Consider the following 23,366-nt stretch of genomic DNA (forward strand, 5'->3'; position numbering starts at 1 on the left):
CGTCGCCCGCGCCGCCGCGGCCGCCCTCGCCGGGCGCCCCACCGTCGCGGCCCAGAACGCCCTCGCCCGCGCGCTCGAGCACCCCGAGGCGTCGGTCCGGCGGGTCGCCGCGACCGCGCTCGCCCGGCTCGCCGGCGAGCCCGTCGAGACCGAGGGCTCCCCCTCCGCGCGCCGCGCCGCCTCCCGCCGGATCGCCGCGAAGCTCGCCGCGATGGACGGCGCCACGCTCCGGGAGGCCGTCATCGTCGGGGCGGGGGCTGGGCTCCGGCGCCGGGCTGCGGGGCGCGGTGAAGGCCCCGGGCATCGCACGAACGTGGCCGCGAACGCGAATGCGAGCGCGACCGCGAGCGTTGTAGCGACCTCGACCGTGCCCCCTCCTCCATTCACCCCGAGCGTGGCGCCGCGAAACGGCGCGGAGTCGGAGCGTGCATCGACCGCGATCGCAGCCCCGAAGGCGAACGTGAAGCCGAATGCGACGGCTCACGCGACCGAGGACGGCAGCGGACCGCTCGCCCCGAGCGTGGCGCACCGCGGCGGGCATCCGCATCCAGGGCGCGAGCTGGACGGCAGCGCACCGTTCGCCCTGAGCGTAGCGCCGCGAAGCGGCGCGGAGTCGAAGGGCGCACCGCCGAAGGTCGCGCGCCGCGAGGCCGCCTCCGCGCTGCCGGCCTCGATCGCCCGGGCGGCCCGGGTCGCCATCGCCGAGCTCGCCTCGCCTGCTCCCCTCGCGAGCCGCGCCGCGGCGGCGGACGAGCCCCCCGCGCCGGACCTCGAGGCGACCGTCGTCGGCGAGCTCCGCTGCGCGCTCCGCGGCTGCACGCCGGAGGCGCTCGCCGCCACCCTCGGCGTCCCGCCGCCGCGGATCGAGGCGACCCTCGCCGCGCTCGAGTCGAAGCGCACCGTCGCGAAGCGCGGCACCCGCTGGTTCATGGCCTGAGAGGATTCCAGAGGATTCGATGGAGAACGTCCGGTACACCGCGAAGCGCCTCGCCGAGATCGTCGGCGCGACGGAGAAGCAGGTCGTCGCCACCCTCGGCCGGAAGGACGGGCTCGGGCTGGGGGACCTCGCGGTCCTGCGCGAGAAGCTCGAGAAGTTCCCCGAGCCGTTCCCGCACCGCATCCAGCTCTTCCTGAACTTCAAGGGCGGCACCGGGAAGACGAGCATCTCGTCGTCGTACGCCTACCGGCTCGCCGAGCGCGGCTACCGCGTCCTGATGATCGACCTCGACAGCCAGGGGCACGCCACCAAGTGCCTCGGCGAGGAGGGCTCGTCCTTCACGCGGACCCTGCACGACGTGCTCATCCGCCGCGTCCCCATCGACGAGGTGACGGTGAAGACGGGGATGCCGAACCTCGCCCTCGTCCCGGCGAACCTCGCGATGAGCACCATCGACCTCGCGCTCATGCCGCTCGCGGGCCGGGAGTTCCGGCTCCGCAACGCGCTCGAGCCGGTGCGGGCGAAGTACGACTTCGTGGTGCTCGACGCGCCGCCGTCGTTCGGGCTGCTGAACCTGAACGCGCTCATGGCGGCGACCGACCTCGTGATCCCGGTGCTCGCCGACTTCCTCTCCTACGACGGGCTGCGGCTCCTCTTCGAGACCATCCAGGGGCTCGAGCAGGACCTGTCGCACCAGCTCGAGAACATCTTCATCGTGGTGAACGCGTACAACCAGACGTACAAGATCGCCCGCGAGGCGCTCGACGCCCTGAAGGCGCACTACGCGGAGTACCTCCTCGACTCCGTGGTCCGGCAGTGCACCAAGTTCGCCCAGGCGTCGAGCGAGGGCTGCCCCATCTTCGGGTACGACTGGGAGTCGAAGGGGGCGAACGACATCGAGGCGGTCCAGCTCGAGATCCTCGAACGGGTCCGCGCCGCCGCGCAGGCGGCCGACGCCGCTGGAGCCTAGGCGATGCGCAAGGCCTTCGACGCGAACATCCCGAAGCTCCGCCCCAGGTTGAAGTCCGCAGGGGCGATCAGGCCTCAGGCCTCGGACGACGAGGCGAGGCCTCCAGCGTCGGGCTTCGAGCCTCGGGCGGCGTCGCCGGCTGCGGTCGAGGCGGACGTCGCCGGCGCGGTCCCGACCGCGAGGGAAGCCGCGCCTCGGGCCCTCGGCGAGAGCAGGCCTCGGGCGTCAGACCTCGGGACTGACGGCGCGGTGCCGGCTGCGCGCGAGACCGACGGCGCGGCCGCGGTTTCGACCGCGGGGGGAGTCAGGCCTCAGGCTTCACGCCTCGGACCTCGCGTCGCTGTGACGGCGGCGGTCGAGACGGCGCTCGCTGCGGCGCGCTCGCACACGCCCCCGACCGCGACCTCGGACGCGATCTCGGAAGCGACCGCACCCGCGTCGGAGACCCCGATCTCTCACGCGACGCCATCCCCCGGCTCGGCCCCGTCCGCCAGCGTGCCTCTCCCCGCGGCCAGGAGCCTGACGCCCGAGGTCTCTTCCCCAGACCTCGGGCCCGAGGCCTCGCCTCCCGACGACGTCGTCGCCCGCCGCGACCGCCTCGACCGGATCAAACGCCGCGTCGCCGACGCCGCGCGCCCCGCCGCCCGGATCGAGCCGGTCCCCGCCGATCCGGCGCAGGCCGCCGAGAGCGTCCTGGGCCTCGTCCGCGACCTCGAGGGCGAGCTCGCCCGGTCCCGCGAGCGCGAGGAGGCGCTCCGCGCCGACCTGGACGGCGCGCGGCAGGAGCTCGCGCGGGCCGCCGGCGAGGCGCGCGGCGTCTCGGAGCGGCTCGCCGCCGTCGAGAAGGAGCTGGAGGAGAAGCGCGGCGTCCTCGGCGAGCTGCTCGTCGAGCTCGAGGCGCTCGAGGACGAGCGCGACGGCGCCGTGCGCCGGGCGCAGTCGCTCGCGGCGCTCGACGAGGAGCGCGCGCGGCTGCTCGACGAGGTGTCCCGCCGCGCGGACGAGGAGGCGAAGCAGCGCGCCGAGCGCGAGGCGGAGGTCGAGCGGCTCGGCGAGGAGCTCCGCGCCGGCGCCGCCGACGGCGCGCGCCTCCGGACCGCGGTGGGCGAGCTCGCGCGCGAGCGCGATCAGCTCGCGGGCGAGGTGGACCACCTCCGCGCCGAGCGCGACGAGCTCGCGAGCGCGAAGCGCGCCCTCGAGCAGGTCCACGCCGCCCTCACGCAGGCGCGCGCCCGGCTCGGGTGAACCGCCTCCTCGGCCCCCGTCTCGTTCGCCCTGAGTTAGCGCCGCCCCCCCGTTCGCCCTGAGCGCCGCGCCAGGCGCGGCGCGGAGTCGAAGGGCGCGGAGTCGAAGGGCGCGGAGTCGAAGGGCGCGAAATCGAAGGGCGCCGAGTCGAAGATCGCGGAGTCCGCGCGTGCAGGCTCGAGGTGCGACACGCGCACACTCGGACCGTGCCCGCTCGCTGGTCAAAGGGGTGATGAGAGCCCGCGATCGCCCGCGGGATTCCCGTGTGCGACCACAAGCCGCGTGGGTGCCGAATCCTCCCTCGTGGCGCCCCGACTAGAATGCAGCCGGTCGGTGGCCGCGCGTCGAGGGGCGCCGGAGCCGCTCGGTGGGGAGGAGCACGATGGCCTGCAGCCGTGTCGTGGCGTGCCCGCTTTTCAAGCAGTTCTCGCTGAAGTCCTCGCTCAAGGTCTGGCAGTCCTACTACTGCGAGGGCGACTTCACGAGATGCGAGAGATACAAGCTGTCTTCCGGCGCGTGCACGGTTCCCCCGAACCTGCTCCCGAACGGCAAGATGCTCGACGTCCCGATCGATCGCCTGGGGCCGCTCGAGCTGAAGTGACGCGCTGAAACATCGATTTCGAGGGGGAGGGAGGCGGGGCGTCCGGGAGGGCGCCCCGCCATTTTCGTGCTCAGCGAGCGGGGGTCGCCGTCAGACCTTCTGCGCCGCGGCCCGCTCGATCGGCGTCACGTTGGCGCGCTCGCGCATGTGCTCGAGGGCGTCGTACGAGGCGTGCTTGTAGGCCTCGCCGAGGGTCGGGTAGTTGAACACCGCCTCGACGAAGTAGTTGAGGTCGCCGCCGTGGCTCATCACCGCCTGGCCGAGGTGGATGAGCTCGGAGGCGTGCGGTCCGATGCAGTGGACGCCGAGGAGCTTCCCGCCCTCCGTGTCGGCGATGAGCTTGAGGAAGCCCACCGCCTCGCCGACCAGGTTGGCGCGGGCGTTCCCGGTCAGGCTCGCCCTGCCGACCACGTACGCCTGCCCGCGCGCGCGGAGCGCCTCCTCGGTGTCGCCGACGCCCGAGATCTCCGGGATCGTGTAGATGCCCACCGGGAGGAGCGAGGAGAGCTTCTGCGTGCGGGCGCCGCCGCAGGCGTGGTTCATCGCGACCCGCCCCTGCTCCATCGAGGTCGAGGCGAGGCCGGGGAAGCCCACCAGGTCGCCCGCCGCGTACACGTGCGGCACCGCGGTCTGGTAGAACGCGTTCACCTCGAGCAGCCCCTTGTCGTTCGCCTGGAGCCCGGCGGCGCCGAGGTTCAGCGACTCGACGTTGCCCACCCGGCCCGCCGCGACCAGGACCTTCTCGGCCACGAGGCGCGAGCGGTCGGCGAGCGTCACGAGGACGTCCCGGTCGCTCGCCTCGAGCTTCACCGCCCGCGTCCGCTGGTACAGGTCGATGCCGGCCTCGACGAAGAGATCCTGCATCGCGAGCGACACCTCGGCGTCGAGCCAGGGCAGGAGGCGCTCCTTCGAGTCGATGATCGACACGTTCACGCCGAGCGCCGCGAAGATCGACGCGTACTCGCAGCCCGCCACCCCGCCGCCGAGGACCGCCAGCGAGCGCGGGACCCGGTCGAGCATCAGGATCGAGTCGGAGTCGTAGATCCGGGCGTTGTCGATCGCGTACTGCGGCGGGTGGAAGGGGCGGGTGCCGGTGGCGAGGAGGACCACGTCGGCGTGGAGGTCCTGCTCGCCGCCGTCGGGCACCGACACCCGGATGGTGTGCGGATCCACGAAGCTGGCCACCCCGCGGAACATCTCGACGCCGGCCCGGTTGAGGGCGTCCCGGATGCGCGAGTGCTCGCGCGCGGTGACCAGGCCGCGGCGGCCCATCAGCTCGGGGACCGTGACGGTGCCGGAGACGGTGAACTCGATCCCGTGCACGTCGCGGGCGCGGGCCTGCTTGATCGCGAGGGCGGTCTCGCGGAGGGCCTTCGAGGGGATCGTGCCGGTGTTCGCGCACGCGCCGCCGGGGACCGCCTCCTTCTCGACCAGGGCGACCTTCTTCCCGAGGAAGGCCGCCTGGATCGCGCCGTTCTCGCCGGCGGGGCCGCTGCCGATGACCACCACGTCGTAGGAGAGCATGCAGGCGGCCATATAATGCGCGCCGGCCCGGAGTTCGATATTCTCTACGGCTCCGTGCGCAACACCCCGAAGAATCCCGCCCTTTCGCAGGTCCAGAAGAACCTCTCGGTCGAGATCGACGAGCGCAGGAGGGCTCTCGCGGCCCGCGGCGTCCGCCTGTTCGACTTCGGCATCGGCGATCCCAAGGAGCCGACGCCCGCGTTCATCCGGGAGGCGCTCCGGGCCGCCGTCCCCGAGGTCTCGCAGTACCCGAGCGCCTTCGGGACCGCGCCGCTCCGGCGGAGCATCGCCGGCTACCTCCGGCGCCGGTTCGGCGTGACCGTCGATCCCGAGTCCCAGGTGCTCGCCTGCGCGGGCGCCAAGGAGGCGATCTTCCACCTCCCGCTCGCGTTCGCCGGCGACCCGTCCCGCCGCAAGATCGTGATGCCGGATCCCGGCTACCCCACCTACGAGGTGGGCGCGCGCTTCGCCGGGCTCGAGCCCGTGAAGGTGCCGCTCACCGCCGCCCGTCGGTTCCTCCTCGAGCCCGAGGACGTGGGCGAGGAGACGCTCCGGCAGACCCTGATCTTCTGGATCAGCTACCCGCACAACCCGACCGGCGCGGTGGCGCCCCGCGACTACCTCGCCCGCGTCGGCGAGGCGGCGCTCCGGTACGGGTTCGTGGTGGCCTCGGACGAGTGCTACGCGGACATCTACTACGGCGAGCGCCCCGCCTCGATGCTCGAGGTCCAGCTCGAGAACGTGCTCGCGGTCCACTCCTGCTCGAAGCGGAGCGGGATGACCGGCTATCGCAGCGGTTTCCTCGCCGGCGACCCGGATCTCGTGAAGGTCCTCCGGGGCGTGCGGAGCCACCCGGGGGTCTCCTCGCCGGCCTTCGTCTCGGCCGCCGCGACGGCGGCCTGGGGCGACGACGCGCACCCGGCGGAGCGCCGCGAGATCTTCCGGCGCAAGCGCGACCGGTTCCTCCGCTTCTTCGCGGAGCGCGGGCTCGTCGCCGACGCCTCGGAGGCGACGCTCTACCTCTGGGTCCGCGTCCCTGCGGGGGAGACGTCGGCGAGTTATGCCCTGCGGCTCCTCGAGGGCGGGATCGTGGTGGCGCCGGGGACCGCGTTCGGGGCGGGTGAAGGTTACATACGCGTCGCGCTGGTGCCGACGCTCGAGGAATGTGAAGAGGCCATCACGGCCTGGAAGAGGATCGACGGATGAGCGACTGGAACGACGTGGAACGGCTGGTCTCGGCGGCGTTCGCCGACCGGGCCCGGCTGTCGGACCCGCAGACCAAGGCGGCGGTGCTGAAGGCGCTGGACGGCCTCGACCGCGGCACGCTGCGGGTGGCCGAGAAGCGCGACGGTGAGTGGAAGGTCAACGCCTGGCTGATGCAGGCGGTGAACCTGTTCTTCGCGATCTCGCCGATGCAGACGACGCGCCACGGCGCCTTCGAGGCCCGTGACAAGATCCCGCTCAAGAAGGACCTCGAGCAGGCCGGCGTCCGGGTGGTGCCCGGCGGCGTGGCCCGCTACGGCTCGCACCTCGAGCCCGGCGCGGTGCTCATGCCCGGCTTCGTGAACATCGGCGCCCGCGTCGGCGCGAACTCGATGGTGGACACGTGGGCGACCGTCGGCTCCTGCGCCCAGGTCGGCGCGAACGTCCACCTCGCCGGCGGCGTCGGGATCGGCGGCGTGCTCGAGCCCCCCGGAGCCCGGCCGAACATCATCGAGGACGGCTGCTTCATCGGGAGCCGCTGCATCATCGTGGAGGGCGCGCTCATCGAGGAGGAGTCCGTCCTCGGCGCGAACGTCGTGATCACCCGCACGACGCCCATCATCGACGTCACCGGCCCGAAGGAGGTCGTCTACAAGGGCCACGTCCCGGCGCGCTCGGTGGTGATCCCCGGCACGCGCCCGAAGCAGTTCCCCGCGGGCACCTTCCAGCTCCCGTGCGCCCTGATCATCGGGAAGCGGAACGCCTCGACCGACAAGAAGGTGTCGCTCAACCAGGCGCTGCGCGACTTCGAGGTGCAGGTCTGATCAGGACCGACGCGCCGAGCCCTCCGGCTCGGCTCGGGGCACAAGGGTAACGAATGGATCTCGCCGAATCCCTCGCCCGGCGCGTCGAGGCGCTCTGCGCGACGCCCTCGCCCATCGGGCAGGAGCGCGCCCTGTGCGACCAGGTCGAGGCCTGGGCGCGGGCGCGCTCCCCGCTCGTGCGCCGGGTGAAGGATTCGGTCGTCGTGCAGGTGGACGGTCCGGCGGCGCCGGGGCGGCCGCGGCTCGCGCTCTGCGGCCACCTCGACACCGTGCCGATCCACGAGGCCGACCGCGGGCGGCCGCCGCGCCGCGAGGGCGGCCGGCTCGTGGCGCCCGGCAGCTCGGACATGAAGAGCGGCCTCGCGGTGATGATGGAGCTCGCCGAGCGGCTCCCCCGGACGGCGCGCTTCGCGGACCTCCTGCTGGTCTTCTACGCCCGGGAGGAGGGCCCGTTCCTCGAGAACGAGCTCGGCGACGTGCTCCGCGAGGCGGACGAGCTCCGCGGCGTGGACCTCGCGCTCTGCCTCGAGCCGACCGACAACGTGCTCCAGCTCGGCTGCGTAGGCTCGATCCACGGGACCTTCACCTTCGAGGGGAAGAGCGCCCACTCCGCCCGGCCCTGGCAGGGGCGGAACGCGGTGCACGCCGCCGGCGCCCTCCTCGCCGAGCTCGAGGGGCGCCCGCCGCGCGAGGCGGTGAGCGGCGGGCTCGTGTTCCGCGAGGTCGCGAGCGTGACCCGGATCGAGGGCGGCCGGGCCCGGAACGTGGTGCCGGATCGCTGCACGCTCAACGTGAACTTCCGCTTCGCGCCCGACAAGGCGCTCGACGCCGCCGCCGCGGAGCTCGTCGCCCTCGGCGCGCGGTTCGGGGCGAAGGTCGAGCTGACGGACCTCTCGCCCGCGTGCCCCGCCTACGCGGACCACCCGCTCGTGCGGCGCCTGCTCGATCGCACCGGGATCGCCGCCCAGCCCAAGCAGGCCTGGACCGACGTGGCCCGCCTCGCCCAGGCCGGGATCCCCGCCGCGAACCTCGGCCCCGGCGCGAACGCCCAGGCCCACCAGCAGGGCGAGTGGGTCGAGCTCGCCGCCCTCGACGCCGGCTACCGGATCCTCGAGCGGTTCCTTGGCCCCGACCGAGAGTAGTGCGGGGAAGGAGAACGAAGGGACTGCACAACGGTGGGTCGGATCGGGGTCAGGCGCGGAGTGGCGAGGCAAGACTTCGCCGACGAGACGCGATGAGCGCCGGGAAGAGTGCACAACGAGAGCCCGAACGCCGTCCACGGCGCACGAACGCTGGTGTGGCGACGTGCGCCATCCCGCGGCGGCTCATCGGGAGAGTCGGCGGAGCCTGCGTGGACTGGTGGCGCGATGGAACTATCCGCATGCCTCGCCGCATAGTGCGGCGTGCTGGACGCGCATGAGCCACGTGCCGGGGGGAAAGAGGATGTCGCGCGCGCCCGCCCTCCACGACTCGAGCGCCTTTCGGTAGGCCCATCCGAACTCCTCGAGCCGCTGGAGCGCCTCGATCCGCTTCCACCTGCTCCTGCACGCGACGCGAGGATTGAGCCCCCGCCGCGGCTCGCCGGGGGCGGGGCGCGCGTAGGGCTTCTGGGCGAGGACGCGGGCTGCGCCGAGGAAGGAGCGGCCTTCACCCGCGAGCTCCGCCGCGGCGCGGTCCTCGGCATCGCGGAGCGCCTTCCCGAGCCGCTCGGCGAAGGCGGCGTCCCACTCGAACCCCGGGGGCCTGTGGAGCTGGAGGCTCACCGAGGCCGGCATCCGGCCCATCTTGCGGAAGAACCCCGCGGGCTTCTTCGCGACGATGGGCTCTCCGCCGACCAGGGCCGGGTCGGACCAAAGCCCCGGCCACTCCCGGCCGCGCCGGACGAGGCCGGCGGCGACGGGATTCGCGAGGACGTGGACCATCTTCTCCATCACCGTGTCGTCGGTCTCGAGCCGGACCGCGCTGTAGCTGTCTCGCTCCCAGAAGCCGTCCCACCGGCCAAGGGAGCAGTTCATCGCCCGGGCGACCAGGCCGTCGAGGTAGCGGTGGAACTCGGGGAGCCGGGCGTGCGGGTCGGTCACGACCAGATGGAAGTGAGTCGAGAGCACGCAGAACGCGTGCACCTGGATCTCGTACCGGTTCGCGGCGATGGCGAGGACGTACCGGAAGATGTCGTCGGTATTCCTCGATGGACGGAGGAAGAAGCGGCGTTCCGAGCAACGGCGCGTGACGAGATAGGTGGTGCCCTCGAAAAGTTGCCTGGGCGCGGTCATGCCGGAGGCCCAGGGCAACCGGCGTGCCGAGGAGGGATCGCCTGAACTGCGGGACTTTGGGCAGCGGCGGCCGTCCGCGCGGCGGACGGATGGTCCGGGAAAACTTCTCTCGGTCGGGGTGGGCGGGCGGTCCGGCGCGCGCCCCTGGGGGCCGCGGCGCGGCCGGACCCGCCCGGCTTCGGCGTGCCGATCGCGGCGCCCCGGCGGGAACGATCCTTGCTGCGGCTCGTCCGCATGCCGTTCGCCTCGGACACCTCCCCGCTGCCGCACCTCGATCTCCCTCGCGAACGGCTCGTCGCCGACGGGCCGCGCGCCCTCTCCGACGCCGAGCTCGTGGCGCTCGTCCTCGGCACGGGGACGAGCAAGCTCTCCGCCCGGGCCGCCGCGCTGGGGCTCCTCGAGGCGGTGCCGATCGGCGAGCTGGCCTGGGCGGCGCCGGACGTGATCGCCGCCTGCCCCGGGATCGGCCTCGCCCGGGCGGCCGCCCTCGCCGCGGCGTTCGAGCTGGGCCGGCGCGGGGCGTGGTCGCCGCCCCGGCGCGGGGAGCGGTGCCTCGACCCGGGGCGCGTCTTCGAGCTGATGCGCCACGCGGCGCACGCGGAGCGGGAGGCGTTCCACGTCATCCTCCTCGACGTCCGCGGGCGCCTGCTCCGGGCGGTGCAGGTCGCGGAGGGCTCGCTCACCCAGTGCCCCGTCTCGCCGCGCGACGCGCTCCGACCCGCGGTCCGGGACGGCGCGCACGGGCTCGTCTTCGTGCACAACCACCCGAGCGGCGACCCGAGCCCCTCGCCCGACGACGTGGACCTCACCGAGCGGCTCCGGGCCGCCGCCGAGCTGGTCGGCGTCCTCGCCCGCGACCACGTGATCGTCGCGGCCGGCGGGTACTACTCGTTCGTGGAGGCGGGGCGGTGGAGGCGGTAGGCGAGCCGGCGGGGCGCGGCCGCGGCGACCCTCGGCGGACACACCGAGGGAGCGACCGGGTCCCGGCGCGGCTACGCCGCCGCCTTCCCGCACTCCTGGCAGAACGGTGCGTGAACGTGCATCGGACCGCCGCAGGACGGGCACGCCCGGAACTGGTCCATGCCGCAGAACGGGCAGGCGCGCGCCCCCGCCGGCAGGCGCCGGCCGCAGTCCTGGCAGAGCGCCCTCGCGATCCGCCTCTCGAGCAGCCTCTTCCGGGAGAAGAGCTTCAGCTGGACGAGGGCGACGAGGAGGAGCCCGGTGACGACCGCGGCGGCGATGACCGCGTAGTGCCAGAGCGCGACGAGCTGGAGCCGCTCGAGGAGCTGGATCAGCGCCCGGAGGAGCCGCTTCGGGAGGACGTCGTACACGGCGTCGGCGATCCGCAGGAGCACGGGGATCGCGGCGACGACGAGCAGGTGCGAGGCGACGAGCGTCTGTACGCCGCGGCCCCGGCGGAGGCTCGCCGCGCTCCACGCGTAGAACACCCCCAGGAGCGGGAGCAGGAACAGGAGCTGCATCCCGAGGACCTTCAGCGGGTGCCAGAACTCGAGCCGCCGGAGGTCCGCCTCCAGCCGGTCGCGGTCCGCGTCGCGGGTGGCCGCGAGCGCCGCCCAGACCGCCGCGACCGGTCTCGCCGCCTGGAGCTCCGCGTCCGTGGCGGCGAGCTTCGCGGTCAGCGCCTCGACGCTCGCCGTCCGGGCGAGGACGTCCTGCTCGATCGCGGCGACGCCGGAAGGGGCTCCTGCCTTGCCCGCCACGGTCCGGAGCAGCGCCGTGTCGTAGCTCCCCTTCACGCGGGAGAGCGCCTCCCGCGCCTCGCCGAGCTCGCGCGCGATCGCCGCGCGATGCCCGAGCGTCCGGGTCAGCGCCTCGTCGCGTGACGCGGCGTCCACCGCCGCGAGGAAGGGCGCGCAGACCGGATGCGGCGCGGGGCGGCGCTCGTCCTGGAAGATGAAGCCGCGGCGGGATTCGACGGCATCCGCGAGCCGCTCGAGCCGGGTCGTCGCGTTCCAGTCGCGGGCGATCACCGCCGTCCGGCAGAGATACGGCACGCGGTCTTCGGGCGCGGCGAGCTGGCGGGTGTGCTGGTCGAGCCCCTCGAAGATCGCGCCGAGGACGAACGCGTCGAGGAGCAGGACGATCGCGAGCGCCAGCTTCCCGAGCGGCTCGCCCTCGCCTGCGTGCGTCAGGTGTCCGGCGAGCCCGGCGACCCGGGCCACGAGCCTCTTCCACATGTGCGCCTCCCCCGCTCCCCGCTCGCGGCGGACGCGGCCGGCCTCATCCTACCGTGAAACGCCGAGGGCGAGGCTCGGCCGCGTGGCGCGGCGGGCCGCTCCTGGTTAGGCCTGGGGCCTCTCTTCGGAACGGAGGACGTCGTGATCACGGAGACGATCCGGTCGGTGCTGGAGCACGAGGGGCCGGCGGCATGGGTGACGCAGGGGCCCGAGGGCCCGCACCTCGTCGCGACCTGGAACAGCTACATCCAGATCCTCGACGACCACACCCTCGCGTTTCCGGCGGGCGGCTACCGCAAGACCGAGCAGAACCTCGCGAATGGAAGCGGCGCGCAGATGATCATCGGCGCGAAGGCGCCGGCCGGGATCGGGTTCCTCCTCACCGGCCGCGCCGCCCTCGAGGTGGACACCCCGGTGCACGCCCAGCTCCGGAGCAGGTTCCCCTGGTGCCGCGCCGCGGTGGTCTTCCGCGTGACACAGGTCGAGAAGGTGCTGGGATAGGGGTCCGCGCGCCGGTCACGCCTCCGGCCCGTCACCGCGGCCTCGCTCGATCGCCCGCCCGTGTCCGGCGGGGCGACCGTCGAGCAGCTACGGGTGCGGGTGGCCCTCGCCCATCGCCTCGAGGGCGATCACCGCGTGCGAGAACGCGGCGCCCGCTCGCATCTCGGCGGCGACCCAGATCGCCTCCATGATCTCGGCCTCGCTCGCGCCCTCGCGCAGCGCGGCGAGGGTGTGGCCGCGGATGCAGTACGGGCACTGCGTCGTGTGGGCGACCGCGACCGCGACGAGCTGCTTCGTCTTCCGGGGCAGCGCGCCGTCGGCGAACGCGGCCTTGCTGAACTCGCGGAAGGCCTTGTCGATCTCGGGCGCGAGCGCGCGCCTGCGCTGCGAGAGCTCGGGAGTGGAAGCGGGGTAGACCGGACCAGGCATGTTCCCTCCGGCATGGCGAGGTAGGAGGCGACTCGCGGCTCGGGGATTGCCCTGGGGCGTCCTACCCTCACGCGCCCGTCCCTCTGGCGACGTCCCCCGAGATCCCGGGGGAACGCGGCGCGCCGCCGGCTCCGGGGCGGTGCGTCGGCCCGGCCCCCGGCATGGGGAGCACCACGGTGAAGGTGGTCCCGCCCTCGCCGGAGGCCACCTCGATGGTCCCGCCGTGCGCCTCCACCAGGGACCGGGCGATGTGCAGCCCGAGGCCGAGGCCGCTCTGGTCCGCGGCGCTCGCGTCGCCCCGCCGGAACGGATCGAAGATGTGGGGGAGCACGTCGTCCGGGATCGGCGGGCCCTCGTTGTGCACCGTGATCCGGACCGCGCCGGCGCCGCCGGCCACCCGCAGCTCGACCGGCCGGCCGGGCGCGCCGTGGTGGAAGGCGTTGGCGAGGAGGTTCGAGACCACCTGCTCGAGCCGGACCGGGTCCCACTCGCCGGTCACGTCCCCCTCGACCTCGCAGAACAGGAGCGTCCCCGGCCGCGCCGCCTGGAGCTCCTGCGCCACGCGCCGGCAGAGGGCGCCGAGGTCCACCGGCTCGGGCGAGACCGGCAGGTGCCCCTCGATCCGGACGCGGGTGAAGTCGAGCAGGTCGCGCACGAGCCGCGACATGCGCCCGGCGCTCGAGACGATCCGCTGGGCGAGGGGGACGCGGCTCGAGGGCAGGTCGGGGGCGCGGGCGAGCAGCGCGGCCGAGCCGGCGATGGCGCTGAGCGGGGTGCGGAGGTCGTGGCCGACGATGGCGAGGAGCTGCTGCTGCAGCTCGGCGGCGCGGGCGTGCTCCCGCTCGCGCCGCTCCCGCTCCCTGAGGTGGCTCCGCACCGCGAACGCGGCGACCGCCACCAGGAGGAGGACCGACACCCCCGTGGCGATCAGCACCCGCGCCGCCAGCTCCGCGCGCTGCTCGGCGCTCCGCTCGCGCCGCGCGATCTCGGCGGACTCCGTGGCCCGCAGCGCCGTCAGCGCGGCCTCCGCCTCCCGGCGCGCGCCCGCCGCCGGGGGCTCCGCGGGCGCGACCGCGGCGGCGAAGGTGCGGAGCGACGCCTCCACGCGCGCGACGCCCGTCTCGTCCGCGACCGCGCGGACGGCCGCGGCGCGCAGCTCGCCGGCCACGTGCGCGAGCGCGCCGTCCGCGTCGGCGCAGCGCGCGGAGTCTCCGGCGTCGCGGCACGCCGCGTCGGCCTGGAGGAGCAGGGCGTGCGCGCGCTCCAGCGCCGTGACGGTCCGCCAGCCGTCCACGACGACGGCCGCCTCCCACCGCGCCCCCGCGAGCGCGTGGAACGAGAGCACGCCGCCCGCCACCGTCGCGAGGGCGACGGCGACGAGCACGAGCGCGATGCGCGGCGGGACCAGCTTCAAGGAACCCTCGGTGCGGGCGGTCGCGAAGGGGAGCCGCGACTTCGAACGAACCCGCGATCCCTGCCGGGCATTCCGGCGTGAGCTCGCCTGGCCTGCCTCCCGGCGTGGCTCCCGGCGCGCCTCGCGGTCGGGATCCGGGCGACGTCGGCGGTGAACGGCGGCGGCGGTGCGCCGGTGTGCGCGTGCGGATCAGCCCTGGATCGCCGGGCGCGACGCCGGCGGCCAGGAGATCGCGAGCAGGAAGAGCCCGGCCACGCCGATCGCGACGCCGGCGCCCACGAGCACCGCGGCGCCGCTCGCCGGCGCCTCGAGCGACGGGACCACGAGCAGGAACCGCTCCGCCCACAGGCCGGCCAGGATCGCGCCGGCGCCGGCGGCGAGCGTCCCGCGGCGCCGCTTCAGCCGCTCGGAGAAGAGCAGCCAGAACGGCCAGGCGAACACCGCGACGAGGACCGCGCCGGAGGCGGGTCGGTACGGACCGCGCCAGCGCCGGAGCAGCGCGGCCGACTCCTCCGGCACGTTGCCGTACCAGGTCGGGAGGAAGAGCGCCCAGAGCAGGTAGCTCCACACCACGATGCACGCGAACAGGAGCTTCCCGACGTCGTGCCGCAGGTCCGGGCCGCCCCGGTCCTGGAGCGCCGCCACCAGCGCGACCCAGGCCAGGCCGGAGAGGAGCGCGCCGAAGAAGTAGTAGGCGGGGACGACCGTGTAGGGCGGCGCGCTGGAGAGCGACATCACGAGGTCGTAGGCCCAGAGCGACAGCCCCGCCGCGTACGCCAGGACGTACATCAGGCTCGCGGTGCGGACCCGCTCCGCGTCGCGCGGGGTCGGCCCGGCCCGGCGCGCCACCGCGACGGCGCGCGCGCCGAGCCCGAAGACGACGACGCTGGAGAGGAGCAGCCGCAGCGCGAGGCCGGCCAGGCGGAGCGCGGAGGCGTCGCGCGTCCACGGGATGAAGGTCCGCGCGCCGACGAGGAGCACGACGAGCAGCAGGAGCGCGATCGCGAAGAAGCGGGTCGCCGCGTCGGCGACGGGGAGGACGGCCCGTGCCCAGCCGCCGTGCGCGAGCCGCACCGCCGCCGCGAGCGCGACGGCGCCGGCCGAGAGGCCGGCGAAGAAGAGCCAGCTCGCGTCGAGCGCCGCGAGCGCGGCGACGGCGTGGCCGGACAGGACGCCCGCGACGAACGCGACGAGGCCCACCGCGACGGCGGCGGCGGCGATGCGCGCGACGGAGCGGGGGAGCGGCAGGGGCGCGGCTGCGGTGATCATGGCTTCCCCGCTCCGCCGGAGGGCTCGGGGGGGACCGGCGGGGGCGGCGGGACCGTGACGACCGGCGAGGTCCGCTGGATCTCGCGCACCCAGTCCACGATGGCCCAGCGATCCGCGGCGGTGAGCCCCTCGCGCGCCGGCGGCATCGCCTTGCCGCCGTAGCCGACCGTCCCCCAGATGAAGCCGTCGGTCCGCTCGCGGACCTTCACGTAGGCGAGGTCCGGCGCAGGCGGGAAGAATCTGGAGACCGGCCCGCCGCCGCGCCCCTCCGGGCCGTGGCACGGCGCGCAGCGGGCGAGGAACAGGGCGTGGCCGCGCTCGAGCACGCGGGGCGAGGCCGGGACGGGGTTCGCGAGCTGCTCGGTGTCATCGCGGCTCTCGTACCGCGGCCCCGCGCCGAGCGGCACCGAGCGCTCCGGCTCCGGGCGGGGGGCCGCCTCGGGCCGGATCGCCGGCTGGTACCACATGTCCGTCCGCCAGTCGTTCCGGCACGCCGGCGTCGCGAGCGCCGCCGCGACGAGCAGCCCGACCGCGCGCGCCCTACGCATCGGCCACCTCCTCCGCGCCGGCCTCCCGGAGGATCCGCCGCGCCGCCTCCCGGTCCGCGCCGGCCGCGAGGACGGCGACCCGGTCCTCCACCGCGCGCGGCCGGGAGACCGCCGCCTCGCGCCGGGCGCCGCCCAGGCTCCCCACCGCGACCGCCGCGAGGTTCACGAGCGCGCCGACGAGCACGGTGAGCTCGAAGATCACGATCACGAACGGCGGGATCGAGACGATGGGCTTGCCGCCGGTCACGAGCGGCCAGGCGACCGAGGTGCCCACGGTGAGGGCGGTGCCCGCGACCAGGCCGGCGATCGCGCCGGGGAAGGTGACGAGGCCGAGGCGGCTCCGGGGGCGGCCGAGCGCCGCGACCACCTCCGGGAACGGCGCGGGCATCGCCGCCTCGACGCGGAAGCCGGCCGCGCGCAGGGCCCCGATCGCCCGCGCGGCGTCGGCGGGCGCCGCGAACGTCGCGACGACGGGGCGCTCACCGGCCACGGCTCGCCTCCTCGGCGCCGGCGTGCGCCGCGAGGTGCGCGGCCTCCTCCTTGAGCTCCGCGATCGAGACCGGGGGCAGGAGCTTGAGGCCGACCAGGAACAGGAAGAAGAACCAGCCGAACGCGCCGAAGGTGACGGCCCACTCCACCCAGGTCGGCACGTAGACGCGCCAGTCGAACGGCAGCCGATCGTGCGAGAGCGACGTCACGACGATGTTGAACCGCTCGAGCCACATCCCCACGTTGATCGCGACGCAGATGACGAGGAGCGCGGGCGTCGAGCGCCGGACGCGGCGCGAGAGGAGCAGGATCGGCCCGCCGCAGTTGCAGGCGATCATGGTCCAGAACACCGGCGCGTAGGGGCCGGTCATCCGGTAGAGGAACGTGCTGCGCTCCGGATCGCTCGCCGGCTCCTGGGCCGCGAGCAGGATCTCGGTGGCGTACGAGTAGGTGACGATGAGCCCGGTGAGGATGACCAGCCGGGCGAGCATGTCGAGGTGGCGCGGCGTGATGAGGTCCTCGAGCCGGAAGGCGCGCCGCAGCGGGACGAGGATGGTGATCACCATCGCCACGCCGGAGAGGATCGCGCCCGCCACGAAGTAGGGCGGGAAGAGCGTCGAGTGCCAGCCGGGGAGCACCGAGACGGCGAAGTCCCAGGACACGACGCTGTGCACGGAGACGACGAGCGGCGTCGCGAACGCCGCGAAGAAGAGGTAGGCGCGCGTGTAGTGGCGCCACTGCTCGTCGGTGCCGTGCCAGCCGAACGCGAGGAAGGAGTAGAGCCGGCGGCGCCACCCGGTCGCCCGGCCGCGCAGGGCGGCCGCGTCCGGCGCGACCCCCACCAGCAGGAAGACGGTCGAGACGATGAGGTAGGTCGAGACCGCGAACACGTCCCAGATGAGCGGGGACCGGAAGTTCATCCACAGCTCGCGCTGGTTCGGGTAGGGGAAGAGCCAGTACGCGAACCACGGCCGGCCGAGGTGGAGGATGGGGTAGAGGCCCGCCGTCATCACCGCGAAGACCGTCATCATCTCCGCGACCCGGTAGACGGCGGTGCGGAAGCGCGCCCGGAACAGGTAGAGGATGGCGCTGATGAGCGTGCCGGAGTGCGCGATCCCGACCCAGAACACGAAGTCGGTGATGAGGTTCCCCCACATCCCGGGGCGCTGGAGCCCGGTCCAGTGCAGGCCGGTCCGGACGATGAGCGAGTACGCCCATCCCCCGAACGCCGCGAGCCCGCCGGCGAGGGCGAGCCCGAGCCAGTAGGCCAGGCCGGGGCGCCCGTGCGTCGCGCGCACGGTCTCCTCGATGGAGCGGAAGGAGTCGCTGGCGGTCATGGCTCGCGCTCCTTCACGCGCGCGAGGTAGGCGATGGCGGGCCGGGCGTTGACCTCCTCGAGCGCGCGGAACGCGCGCCCGTCGCGCGAGAGGCGGGAGACGCGCGAGGCCGGATCCTTGGCGTCGCCGAAGACGATGGCCCGGGTCGGGCACGTCTGCGCGCAGGCGGTGACGACGTCGCCGTCCGCGAGCGGGCGCCCCTCGTCCCGCGCCTCGTTCTCGGCGTACCGGATCCGCTGGATGCAGAAGGTGCACTTCTCCATGACGCCGCGCGAGCGGACGGTGACGTCGGGGTTGAGCTGGAGGTCGAGCGGCCGCTCGAACCGGGCGTCGCGCCAGTTGAAGGTCCGGACCTTGTACGGGCAGTTGTTCGAGCAGTACCGGGTGCCGACGCAGCGGTTGTAGATCTGCGTGTTCAGCCCCTCCGCCGTGTGGTACGTCGCGTAGACGGGGCAGACCGGCTCGCACGGACCGTTGGTGCAGTGCTGGCAGAGCATGAGCAGGAGCCGCACGTCGAGCGCGCCGCCGGGCTCGTCGCCGAGGTATCGCTCCACCTTCAGCCACCCCATGTAGCGCCCCTCGCGCGCCGCGTCCGGCCCCATCACCGGCACGTTGTTCTCGGCGTGGCAGGCGACCACGCACGCCTGGCAGCCCGTGCACCGGTCGAGGTCGATCGCCATCGCCCACCGGTGCTCCGGGTGGACGGGCTCCGGGTACATCGTCGCCGAGAGGTCGGGCCGCGGCGGCGACGGCGCCGCGGCCGTGACGGTGGGCACGAGCTGACGGCCGTGCTGATACGGGCTCCCCTCGAGCAGCGGGAGCCGCGTCCGCTTCCCGGTGGAGGTCACCGTCACCGGGGCGCCGGCCCAGACGAGGTGGGCCCCGTCGCCCGCGGGCAGCAGCGCGAGGGCCTCGGGGCCGAGGGGCAGCCCCGCGGCGTCGTCCCGGACGCCGGGGGAGACGTACGCGGGCACCTCGACGCGCCCGGCGGCGGTGGCGACGGCGACGACGTCGCCCGTGCGCACGCCGAGCCGGCGCGCCGTGGCGGGGGACAGCTCGAGCCACGGGCTCCAGGAGACGCTCGAGAGCGCGTCCGGCACTTCGCGCAGCCACGGCAGATCCGCCCCGCGGCCGTCGCCGCGGAGCGGGGTCGGGAAGACCACCAGCGCGAGCGCCCTCGCGCCCGGCGCAGGCGCGGGCGGCAGGTCGAGGTACGGGGCGGCCGCCGCGGCGCGGAGGGCCGGCGCGGGCGCCGCCTTCGGCTCGAACCAGTAGCCGCCCCGCTGCAGCGCCGCGCGGTGGACCGGCGCGAGATCGGGCGGGGCGGCGCCGAGGGCGGCCCGCGCGTGCTCCGCCGCCCGGGCCTGCACGACGTCGAAGGGATCCGTCGAGGGGAACGGCGCCGGCGGCGTGAGCTTCGCCCCGACCTCCATCAGCACCTGGGAGGCCTGCCGGGTGTCGGCGAGCGGCGCCATCACCGGCTGCACGAGGGCCACCACGCCGCGCCGCGGGACCAGGTCCTCGAACGCCTCGAGCGCGTGGTGATCGGGGAGGACGAGGTGGGCGGCGCCGGTGGAGGGATCGGGCCGGAGCGCGAAGCTGACCACCAGCGGCACCCGCGCGAGCGCCTCGCGCACGCCGAGCGCGGCGGGGAGGGTCCCGAGCGGATCGGCGTGCTGCAGGAGCAGCACGTCCACCTCGCCCGCGCCCAGGGCCGACACGAGCGCGCGCACCTCGGCCGCGGACGAGGGCGCGTCCGCGCCCGGGTCGAGCCCGTAGCGCACCGTGCGCCCGACGTTCCCGAGGGCGAGGTTCACGAGGAGCACCACCGCGGCGAGGGCGGTCGCGTCCGGCGCCTGGCTCTGCGGCCCCGGGGCGAGCAGGGCCGACGGACGGCGCGCGGCGAGCTCCCGGGCGAGCCGCTCGATCCCGGGCCACGCCACGCCCGCCCGGGCGGCGAGCTCGGCCGGCGCGTGCCGGAGGACGAGCGGCGCGAGCGGCCGGACCTCCTCGGCCACCTCGATCCCGCTCGCCGGGTCGAGGAGCCCGCGCAGCACGCCGAGCGCCACCGCCCGCTCGCCGCCGCTCCGGCAGGCGATCCAGCGATCCGCGGAGACGCCGGTGAGCGCGAGCCGTGGCCCGACCCACGCGAGCCGCCGCCGCTCCGCGCCGAGGCGCCCGCGGCCGTCGGCGAGCTGGCGCGCGAGCTCCACCGGCGAGCGCCAGGTCTCGACGAGATCGGCGCCGAACGCCACCACGGTCCGGGCCGCCGAGAGATCGACGACGGGCAGCTCGGCGACGCCGAGGAGGGCCTCGCTCGCGGCCCGGAGCGGCGCGGGATCGAGGGGCTCGAGGACGACCCGATCCTCCGGTCGCGCCCCCGCGGCCTGCATGAACGTGCGCTGCACCGCGCCGGTGCTGCCGGGCTCGAGCCGGGTGAGGAGCCGGATCCGCCCCGGTCCCTTCGCCCGCGCGGCGGCGATGGCCTTCGCGAGCGCGTCCTCCGCCTCGTCCCACGACACGGGCGCGAGCGCGCCGCCCGCGCCGCGCCGGAGCGGCCCCTTGAAGCGCTCCGGGTGGTACAGGGACTGGATCGCCGCCTGGCCACGGGCGCAGAGCGCGCCGCGGCCGATGGGGTCCTCCGGGTTGCCCTCGAGCTTCGTCGCGCGCCCCTCGCGCGTCCGCGCGGTGACGCCGCAGCCGGCGCTGCACTCGCGGCACGCCGTCCGGTAGAAGAGCGGCCGGCCCGGGATGATGTCCTCCGGGGCGACCATCCACGGCACGAGCCGCTCGGTGGCCGCCTTCGGCGAGCACCCCGCCGCCGCGCCCGCGGCGCCGGCGACCTGGAGGAACGCCCTCCTCCCGAGCAGCCGCTGGCTGGGATCCGACATCCGCCCCTCACTTGTGGCAGGTGACGCACTCCGTGAGCTTGGCGCGGGCCTCGGGCTTCTCCCGCTGCTTGCGGTGGTGGCACGCGAGGCACCAGCCCATCGTGAGGGGCGCCACCGCCCGCACCGCGTCCACCTTCTCCACCTCGCCGTGGCACTCCTGGCACCGGACGCCCGCGAGCACGTGCCGCTCGTGCGTGAAGAAGACGTGGTCCGGCACCCGCGTCACGCGGACCCACTCGACCGGCTTCCCGTCCTCGAGGACCTTCGCGAACGCCTTGAGCTGCGCGTCGAGCTGCGGGTGCGCCGGGTCCTCCTTCACGAACTTGTGGCAGCCCTGGCAGCGCGCCATCGAGGGCACGCCGGCGACGGGCCCACGCTCCGCGTACACGTGGCAGGAGGTGCAGCCGATCCGCGCGTCCCCGGCGTGGACGCGGTGGCTGAACGGGACGGGCTGCGCCGGCGGCGCGGGGGTCGCCGCGCAGAGCAGCGCGACCGCGGCGCCGGAGGCGACGAGCGCGGCCATGCGTCGGGCGGCGCGCATGACCCGCCGCGCCTCACCGCTTGATCGCGAAGTTCGCCTCGGCCGCCTTGCCCGCCGTGACGGTGATGGGCTTCTCCGGCGCCTTCAGCTTCGGGTTCCACACCACGAGCTGGTAGCTGCCCGGCGGGACGTTCTTGATCGTGTAGCGCCCCTTCGCGTCCACGGCGGCGGCGTACGGGTTCTGGTTCACGTAGATGTAGCCGAGCATCTCGGGGTGGATGCTGCAGAGCTGCGAGTACGCGCCCTCCTTCTCGAACTTGTGCGTCCGCTCCTCGTTCGGCTTGAAGGTGCCGAGGTTGTACGCCTCGCCGTCCGGCGAGTAGACGTTGTGCGCCACGGTGTCGTGGTTCAGGAACCTCACCGTGTCCCCCTTCGTGATCACGAGGACGTGCGGGATGAAGGTGAGGGCTCGCTGATCCATCGACTCCGTCTTCGGCGGGAACGTCCCCGGGGCGTGCTTCACGTACACCACGGTCTCGGCCAGGTACTTCGCGGGCGTGGCCTCCACCTTGCCGGTGATGCTCCCGGTCTGGGCGAGGGCGGGGAGGGCGCCCAGCGCGGGCGCGAGGAGGGCGACGAGACGGCCGACGACATGGGCGCGAGGGGTCATGGCGTGCTCCTGCATGAAGGTGCTCACGATCGCGATGGCGTCATCGTCAGATGGCCCAGGCGAGGAACAGGGCCAGCGACTGGATCTCGGTCCGGGGGCTCGTGGTCGTGCTGGTGTCCCTCGGCGCGATGGCGAACCCGCCCCAGTCGGCGTTCCCGCCCATCCACCCGAGGGGGGCGCCGGTGGAGTCGCCGGGGAACCCGTTCGTCGTCTCGATGTTGGCGACCAGCACCGCCTTCACGTTGGCGCGCAGCAGGAACGCGATCCCGGGCATCACGTGGAGGGCGTCCACGTGGGGACCGTCGGACGGGCGCAGCCCGATCCGCTCGACCCGGACCGCCGGCACGAGCCACGGGAACACGACGTAGGACAGCTCCGCCCACTCGACGTCCGCGGAGACCGACGCCAGGCCGGCGGTGCCGCGGTCGTGCTTCTGGTTGTAGCCGCCGACGTCGAGCTCGAGCGAGCCGAGCTGGCCCCGGATCGCGCCGCCGATGGCGAGGGAGGTGTCGCCCAGCGGCGGCGGGGCCGTGGCGACGCCCGGCGTCGGGAAGGCCTCGCGCGAGTGGAGCACGAACGCGTCGAACGTCACCGCGTCCTCCGCCCACGGGCGCAGCGCGTCCTTCGGCCCCTGCGAGCCCTCGCCGTCGAGGCTCATCCCGCCGAGCTTGGCGCCGACGTGCGCGTACCAGTTCTCGCTGTTGAACTTGATCGAGGAGACGTTCTTCCCGGCGGTGACGCCCGCCGACCAGTCCAGGCGCCCCAGCAGCACGCCCGTCGCCTCGACGCCGTTGAAGCTGTCCACGAGCGTGAACGGGTCGGTGGACAGGCCGTAGATCCCGGTGAGGGGGACGGTCGTCATCCGGAGGTCGCCGAGGTACGACGAGTGCGGGCCGAAGCTGCCGAGGGTCGGGAACCCGCGGCCGACGTACACGTTGAGCAGGTGCTTCGGGCCCGCGAGGTCGTTCACCAGGACCTGCGCGTGCTCCACGTCGGCCTCGCCGCCGCCGAACGTCAGCTCTCCCCAGAGCGTGACCGAGTCGTCGAGCGCCGCGCCGGCCCAGATGTGCCCCTCCTTCACCAGGTCGTCGAGGACGTACTGGGTGCCGTTGTTGGCGCGCGACACGCTCGCGCTCTGGTCGGGGTAGATGAAGGCCTGGCCGTTCGCGCCGAACGCGAGCGGGATCGAGATGGGGATCGTGGCGGGCCAGACGGAGTTCGGGAACGTCTTCTTGTTCGCCTCCTGGCCGAGCGCGACGGTCTCCTGCTTCACGTAGTCGGAGTCCACGCCCGGGAACCGGTAGCCGTTCCGGCGGAACGCCTCGCCGAACGGGACGAGGCGCGGATACACGCTGTGGCACGTGAGGCAGCTCGTGCCGTACTTGCGCGCGAACGCGGGGATGGCAGACGCCGGCGCGGGCGCGGCGAGCGCCGCGAGCGTGGAGGCGACGAGCGCGAGGTGGAGCGAGAGGGCTGCCCTGGGCCTCATGTCCATCCCTTTCCGGCGGGGGGCGGCGTCGGGCGAGCTGGAGGCCTCGCCTTCGACGCGCCGTGGCCGCCTT

Annotated in this window: 21 protein-coding genes and 1 pseudogene; 9 read left to right on the forward strand and 13 right to left on the reverse strand. The window is 74.5% G+C overall.

What is annotated here, in order from left to right:
* The 4 genes and pseudogenes from MNZ27_RS12735 to MNZ27_RS12750 all read left to right on the forward strand — a co-directional run.
* Window positions 1-937: pseudogene (locus MNZ27_RS12735) on the forward strand (hypothetical protein); the annotation flags it as partial.
* Between the two features lie 19 nt (window positions 938-956).
* Window positions 957-1,907, forward strand: coding sequence for a ParA family protein (locus tag MNZ27_RS12740; RefSeq protein ID WP_242394455.1), 951 nt, complete (start codon window positions 957-959; stop codon window positions 1,905-1,907).
* A 495-nt stretch (window positions 1,908-2,402) separates the two neighbouring features.
* Entirely contained in the window at window positions 2,403-3,152 is a 750-nt protein-coding gene (locus tag MNZ27_RS12745) for a hypothetical protein (protein ID WP_242394456.1), read from the forward strand.
* 382 nt (window positions 3,153-3,534) lie between these two features.
* Window positions 3,535-3,753, forward strand: a complete 219-nt coding sequence (locus MNZ27_RS12750; RefSeq protein WP_242394457.1) for a hypothetical protein — start codon at window positions 3,535-3,537, stop codon at window positions 3,751-3,753.
* Between the two features lie 90 nt (window positions 3,754-3,843).
* Here MNZ27_RS12750 and sthA read toward each other — a convergent pair whose 3' ends face one another.
* Window positions 3,844-5,277 (reverse strand): Si-specific NAD(P)(+) transhydrogenase, encoded by a 1,434-nt coding sequence (sthA, locus tag MNZ27_RS12755; protein WP_242394458.1) that lies wholly within the window; start codon window positions 5,275-5,277, stop codon window positions 3,844-3,846.
* A gap of 54 nt (window positions 5,278-5,331) precedes the next feature.
* Here sthA and dapC point away from each other — a divergent pair, with 54 nt between their 5' ends.
* Genes dapC through dapE form a run of 3 tightly spaced genes read left to right on the forward strand, consistent with a single transcriptional unit; the run spans window position 5,332 to window position 8,446 of the window.
* On the forward strand, window positions 5,332-6,483 hold the full coding sequence (dapC, locus tag MNZ27_RS12760; protein WP_242394459.1) for a succinyldiaminopimelate transaminase: 1,152 nt from the start codon (window positions 5,332-5,334) through the stop codon (window positions 6,481-6,483).
* Window positions 6,480-7,304 carry a 2,3,4,5-tetrahydropyridine-2,6-dicarboxylate N-succinyltransferase gene (locus tag MNZ27_RS12765; protein ID WP_242394460.1) on the forward strand — a complete coding sequence of 275 codons (825 nt, stop codon included), beginning with the start codon at window positions 6,480-6,482 and terminating at the stop codon, window positions 7,302-7,304. Before dapC ends, MNZ27_RS12765 begins: the two co-directional genes overlap by 4 nt.
* A 53-nt stretch (window positions 7,305-7,357) precedes the next feature.
* Window positions 7,358-8,446, forward strand: coding sequence for a succinyl-diaminopimelate desuccinylase (dapE, locus tag MNZ27_RS12770; protein WP_242394461.1), 1,089 nt, complete (start codon window positions 7,358-7,360; stop codon window positions 8,444-8,446).
* Between the two features lie 231 nt (window positions 8,447-8,677).
* On the opposite strand, the gene MNZ27_RS12775 is transcribed toward dapE, so the two are convergent.
* On the reverse strand, window positions 8,678-9,577 hold the full coding sequence (locus MNZ27_RS12775) for a transposase (RefSeq protein WP_242394462.1): 900 nt from the start codon (window positions 9,575-9,577) through the stop codon (window positions 8,678-8,680).
* Between the two features lie 234 nt (window positions 9,578-9,811).
* Between MNZ27_RS12775 and radC the strand changes: the two genes are divergently transcribed.
* Window positions 9,812-10,498 carry a RadC family protein gene (gene radC / locus MNZ27_RS12780; protein WP_242394498.1) on the forward strand — a complete coding sequence of 229 codons (687 nt, stop codon included), beginning with the start codon at window positions 9,812-9,814 and terminating at the stop codon, window positions 10,496-10,498.
* Between the two features lie 71 nt (window positions 10,499-10,569).
* On the opposite strand, the gene MNZ27_RS12785 is transcribed toward radC, so the two are convergent.
* Window positions 10,570-11,775, reverse strand: a complete 1,206-nt coding sequence (locus MNZ27_RS12785) for a zinc ribbon domain-containing protein (RefSeq protein WP_242394463.1) — start codon at window positions 11,773-11,775, stop codon at window positions 10,570-10,572.
* 141 nt (window positions 11,776-11,916) lie between these two features.
* On the opposite strand from MNZ27_RS12785, the gene MNZ27_RS12790 reads away from it, so the two are divergent.
* Window positions 11,917-12,276 (forward strand): pyridoxamine 5'-phosphate oxidase family protein, encoded by a 360-nt coding sequence (locus tag MNZ27_RS12790; protein WP_242394464.1) that lies wholly within the window; start codon window positions 11,917-11,919, stop codon window positions 12,274-12,276.
* 87 nt (window positions 12,277-12,363) lie between these two features.
* On the opposite strand, the gene MNZ27_RS12795 is transcribed toward MNZ27_RS12790, so the two are convergent.
* The 10 genes from MNZ27_RS12795 to MNZ27_RS12840 all read right to left on the reverse strand — a co-directional run bounded on the left by MNZ27_RS12795 (window position 12,364) and on the right by MNZ27_RS12840 (window position 23,293).
* On the reverse strand, window positions 12,364-12,705 hold the full coding sequence (locus MNZ27_RS12795; protein ID WP_242394465.1) for a carboxymuconolactone decarboxylase family protein: 342 nt from the start codon (window positions 12,703-12,705) through the stop codon (window positions 12,364-12,366).
* A gap of 67 nt (window positions 12,706-12,772) precedes the next feature.
* On the reverse strand, window positions 12,773-14,119 hold the full coding sequence (locus MNZ27_RS12800) for a sensor histidine kinase (protein WP_242394466.1): 1,347 nt from the start codon (window positions 14,117-14,119) through the stop codon (window positions 12,773-12,775).
* Between the two features lie 189 nt (window positions 14,120-14,308).
* Window positions 14,309-15,388 (reverse strand): hypothetical protein, encoded by a 1,080-nt coding sequence (locus MNZ27_RS12805; RefSeq protein ID WP_242394467.1) that lies wholly within the window; start codon window positions 15,386-15,388, stop codon window positions 14,309-14,311.
* Entirely contained in the window at window positions 15,385-15,936 is a 552-nt protein-coding gene (locus MNZ27_RS12810; protein WP_242394468.1) for a c-type cytochrome, read from the reverse strand. Before MNZ27_RS12810 ends, MNZ27_RS12805 begins: the two co-directional genes overlap by 4 nt.
* Window positions 15,929-16,426 (reverse strand): quinol:electron acceptor oxidoreductase subunit ActD, encoded by a 498-nt coding sequence (locus MNZ27_RS12815; protein ID WP_242394469.1) that lies wholly within the window; start codon window positions 16,424-16,426, stop codon window positions 15,929-15,931. The genes MNZ27_RS12810 and MNZ27_RS12815 overlap by 8 nt, the downstream gene beginning before the upstream one ends.
* On the reverse strand, window positions 16,416-17,762 hold the full coding sequence (nrfD, locus tag MNZ27_RS12820; protein WP_242394470.1) for an NrfD/PsrC family molybdoenzyme membrane anchor subunit: 1,347 nt from the start codon (window positions 17,760-17,762) through the stop codon (window positions 16,416-16,418). The genes MNZ27_RS12815 and nrfD overlap by 11 nt, the downstream gene beginning before the upstream one ends.
* A complete protein-coding gene (locus tag MNZ27_RS12825; RefSeq protein ID WP_242394471.1) occupies window positions 17,759-20,653 on the reverse strand; it encodes a molybdopterin dinucleotide binding domain-containing protein in 2,895 nt (964 codons plus the stop codon). Before MNZ27_RS12825 ends, nrfD begins: the two co-directional genes overlap by 4 nt.
* Before the next feature lie 7 nt (window positions 20,654-20,660).
* Window positions 20,661-21,194, reverse strand: a complete 534-nt coding sequence (locus tag MNZ27_RS12830) for a cytochrome c3 family protein (protein WP_242394472.1) — start codon at window positions 21,192-21,194, stop codon at window positions 20,661-20,663.
* Window positions 21,195-21,207: 13 nt separating this feature from the next.
* Window positions 21,208-21,804: a carboxypeptidase regulatory-like domain-containing protein gene (locus MNZ27_RS12835; RefSeq protein WP_242394473.1), complete on the reverse strand. Its 597-nt coding sequence runs from the start codon at window positions 21,802-21,804 to the stop codon at window positions 21,208-21,210.
* A 46-nt stretch (window positions 21,805-21,850) separates the two neighbouring features.
* The gene (locus tag MNZ27_RS12840) at window positions 21,851-23,293 is read right to left on the reverse strand and encodes a hypothetical protein (RefSeq protein WP_242394474.1); all 1,443 of its coding nucleotides are present in this window, start codon (window positions 23,291-23,293) and stop codon (window positions 21,851-21,853) included.
* Window positions 23,294-23,366: the final 73 nt, after the last annotated feature.

Origin of the sequence: Anaeromyxobacter oryzisoli, from assembly GCF_022690765.1 — a bacterium.
Classification (GTDB): domain Bacteria; phylum Myxococcota; class Myxococcia; order Myxococcales; family Anaeromyxobacteraceae; genus Anaeromyxobacter; species Anaeromyxobacter oryzisoli.

What these genes read in the sequence shown, in the direction of transcription:
- MNZ27_RS12740 (WP_242394455.1), top strand. Translation starts at nt 957, where the DNA reads ATGGAGAACGTCCGGTACACCGCGAAGCGCCTCGCCGAGATCGTCGGC.
- MNZ27_RS12750 (WP_242394457.1), top strand. Translation starts at nt 3,535, where the DNA reads ATGGCCTGCAGCCGTGTCGTGGCGTGCCCGCTTTTCAAGCAGTTCTCG.
- sthA (WP_242394458.1), bottom strand. Translation starts at nt 5,277, where the DNA reads ATGCTCTCCTACGACGTGGTGGTCATCGGCAGCGGCCCCGCCGGCGAG.
- MNZ27_RS12765 (WP_242394460.1), top strand. Translation starts at nt 6,480, where the DNA reads ATGAGCGACTGGAACGACGTGGAACGGCTGGTCTCGGCGGCGTTCGCC.
- dapE (WP_242394461.1), top strand. Translation starts at nt 7,358, where the DNA reads ATGGATCTCGCCGAATCCCTCGCCCGGCGCGTCGAGGCGCTCTGCGCG.
- MNZ27_RS12775 (WP_242394462.1), bottom strand. Translation starts at nt 9,577, where the DNA reads ATGACCGCGCCCAGGCAACTTTTCGAGGGCACCACCTATCTCGTCACG.
- radC (WP_242394498.1), top strand. Translation starts at nt 9,812, where the DNA reads ATGCCGTTCGCCTCGGACACCTCCCCGCTGCCGCACCTCGATCTCCCT.
- MNZ27_RS12785 (WP_242394463.1), bottom strand. Translation starts at nt 11,775, where the DNA reads ATGTGGAAGAGGCTCGTGGCCCGGGTCGCCGGGCTCGCCGGACACCTG.
- MNZ27_RS12795 (WP_242394465.1), bottom strand. Translation starts at nt 12,705, where the DNA reads ATGCCTGGTCCGGTCTACCCCGCTTCCACTCCCGAGCTCTCGCAGCGC.
- MNZ27_RS12805 (WP_242394467.1), bottom strand. Translation starts at nt 15,388, where the DNA reads ATGATCACCGCAGCCGCGCCCCTGCCGCTCCCCCGCTCCGTCGCGCGC.
- MNZ27_RS12810 (WP_242394468.1), bottom strand. Translation starts at nt 15,936, where the DNA reads ATGCGTAGGGCGCGCGCGGTCGGGCTGCTCGTCGCGGCGGCGCTCGCG.
- nrfD (WP_242394470.1), bottom strand. Translation starts at nt 17,762, where the DNA reads ATGACCGCCAGCGACTCCTTCCGCTCCATCGAGGAGACCGTGCGCGCG.
- MNZ27_RS12825 (WP_242394471.1), bottom strand. Translation starts at nt 20,653, where the DNA reads ATGTCGGATCCCAGCCAGCGGCTGCTCGGGAGGAGGGCGTTCCTCCAG.
- MNZ27_RS12830 (WP_242394472.1), bottom strand. Translation starts at nt 21,194, where the DNA reads ATGCGCGCCGCCCGACGCATGGCCGCGCTCGTCGCCTCCGGCGCCGCG.
- MNZ27_RS12835 (WP_242394473.1), bottom strand. Translation starts at nt 21,804, where the DNA reads ATGACCCCTCGCGCCCATGTCGTCGGCCGTCTCGTCGCCCTCCTCGCG.
- MNZ27_RS12840 (WP_242394474.1), bottom strand. Translation starts at nt 23,293, where the DNA reads ATGAGGCCCAGGGCAGCCCTCTCGCTCCACCTCGCGCTCGTCGCCTCC.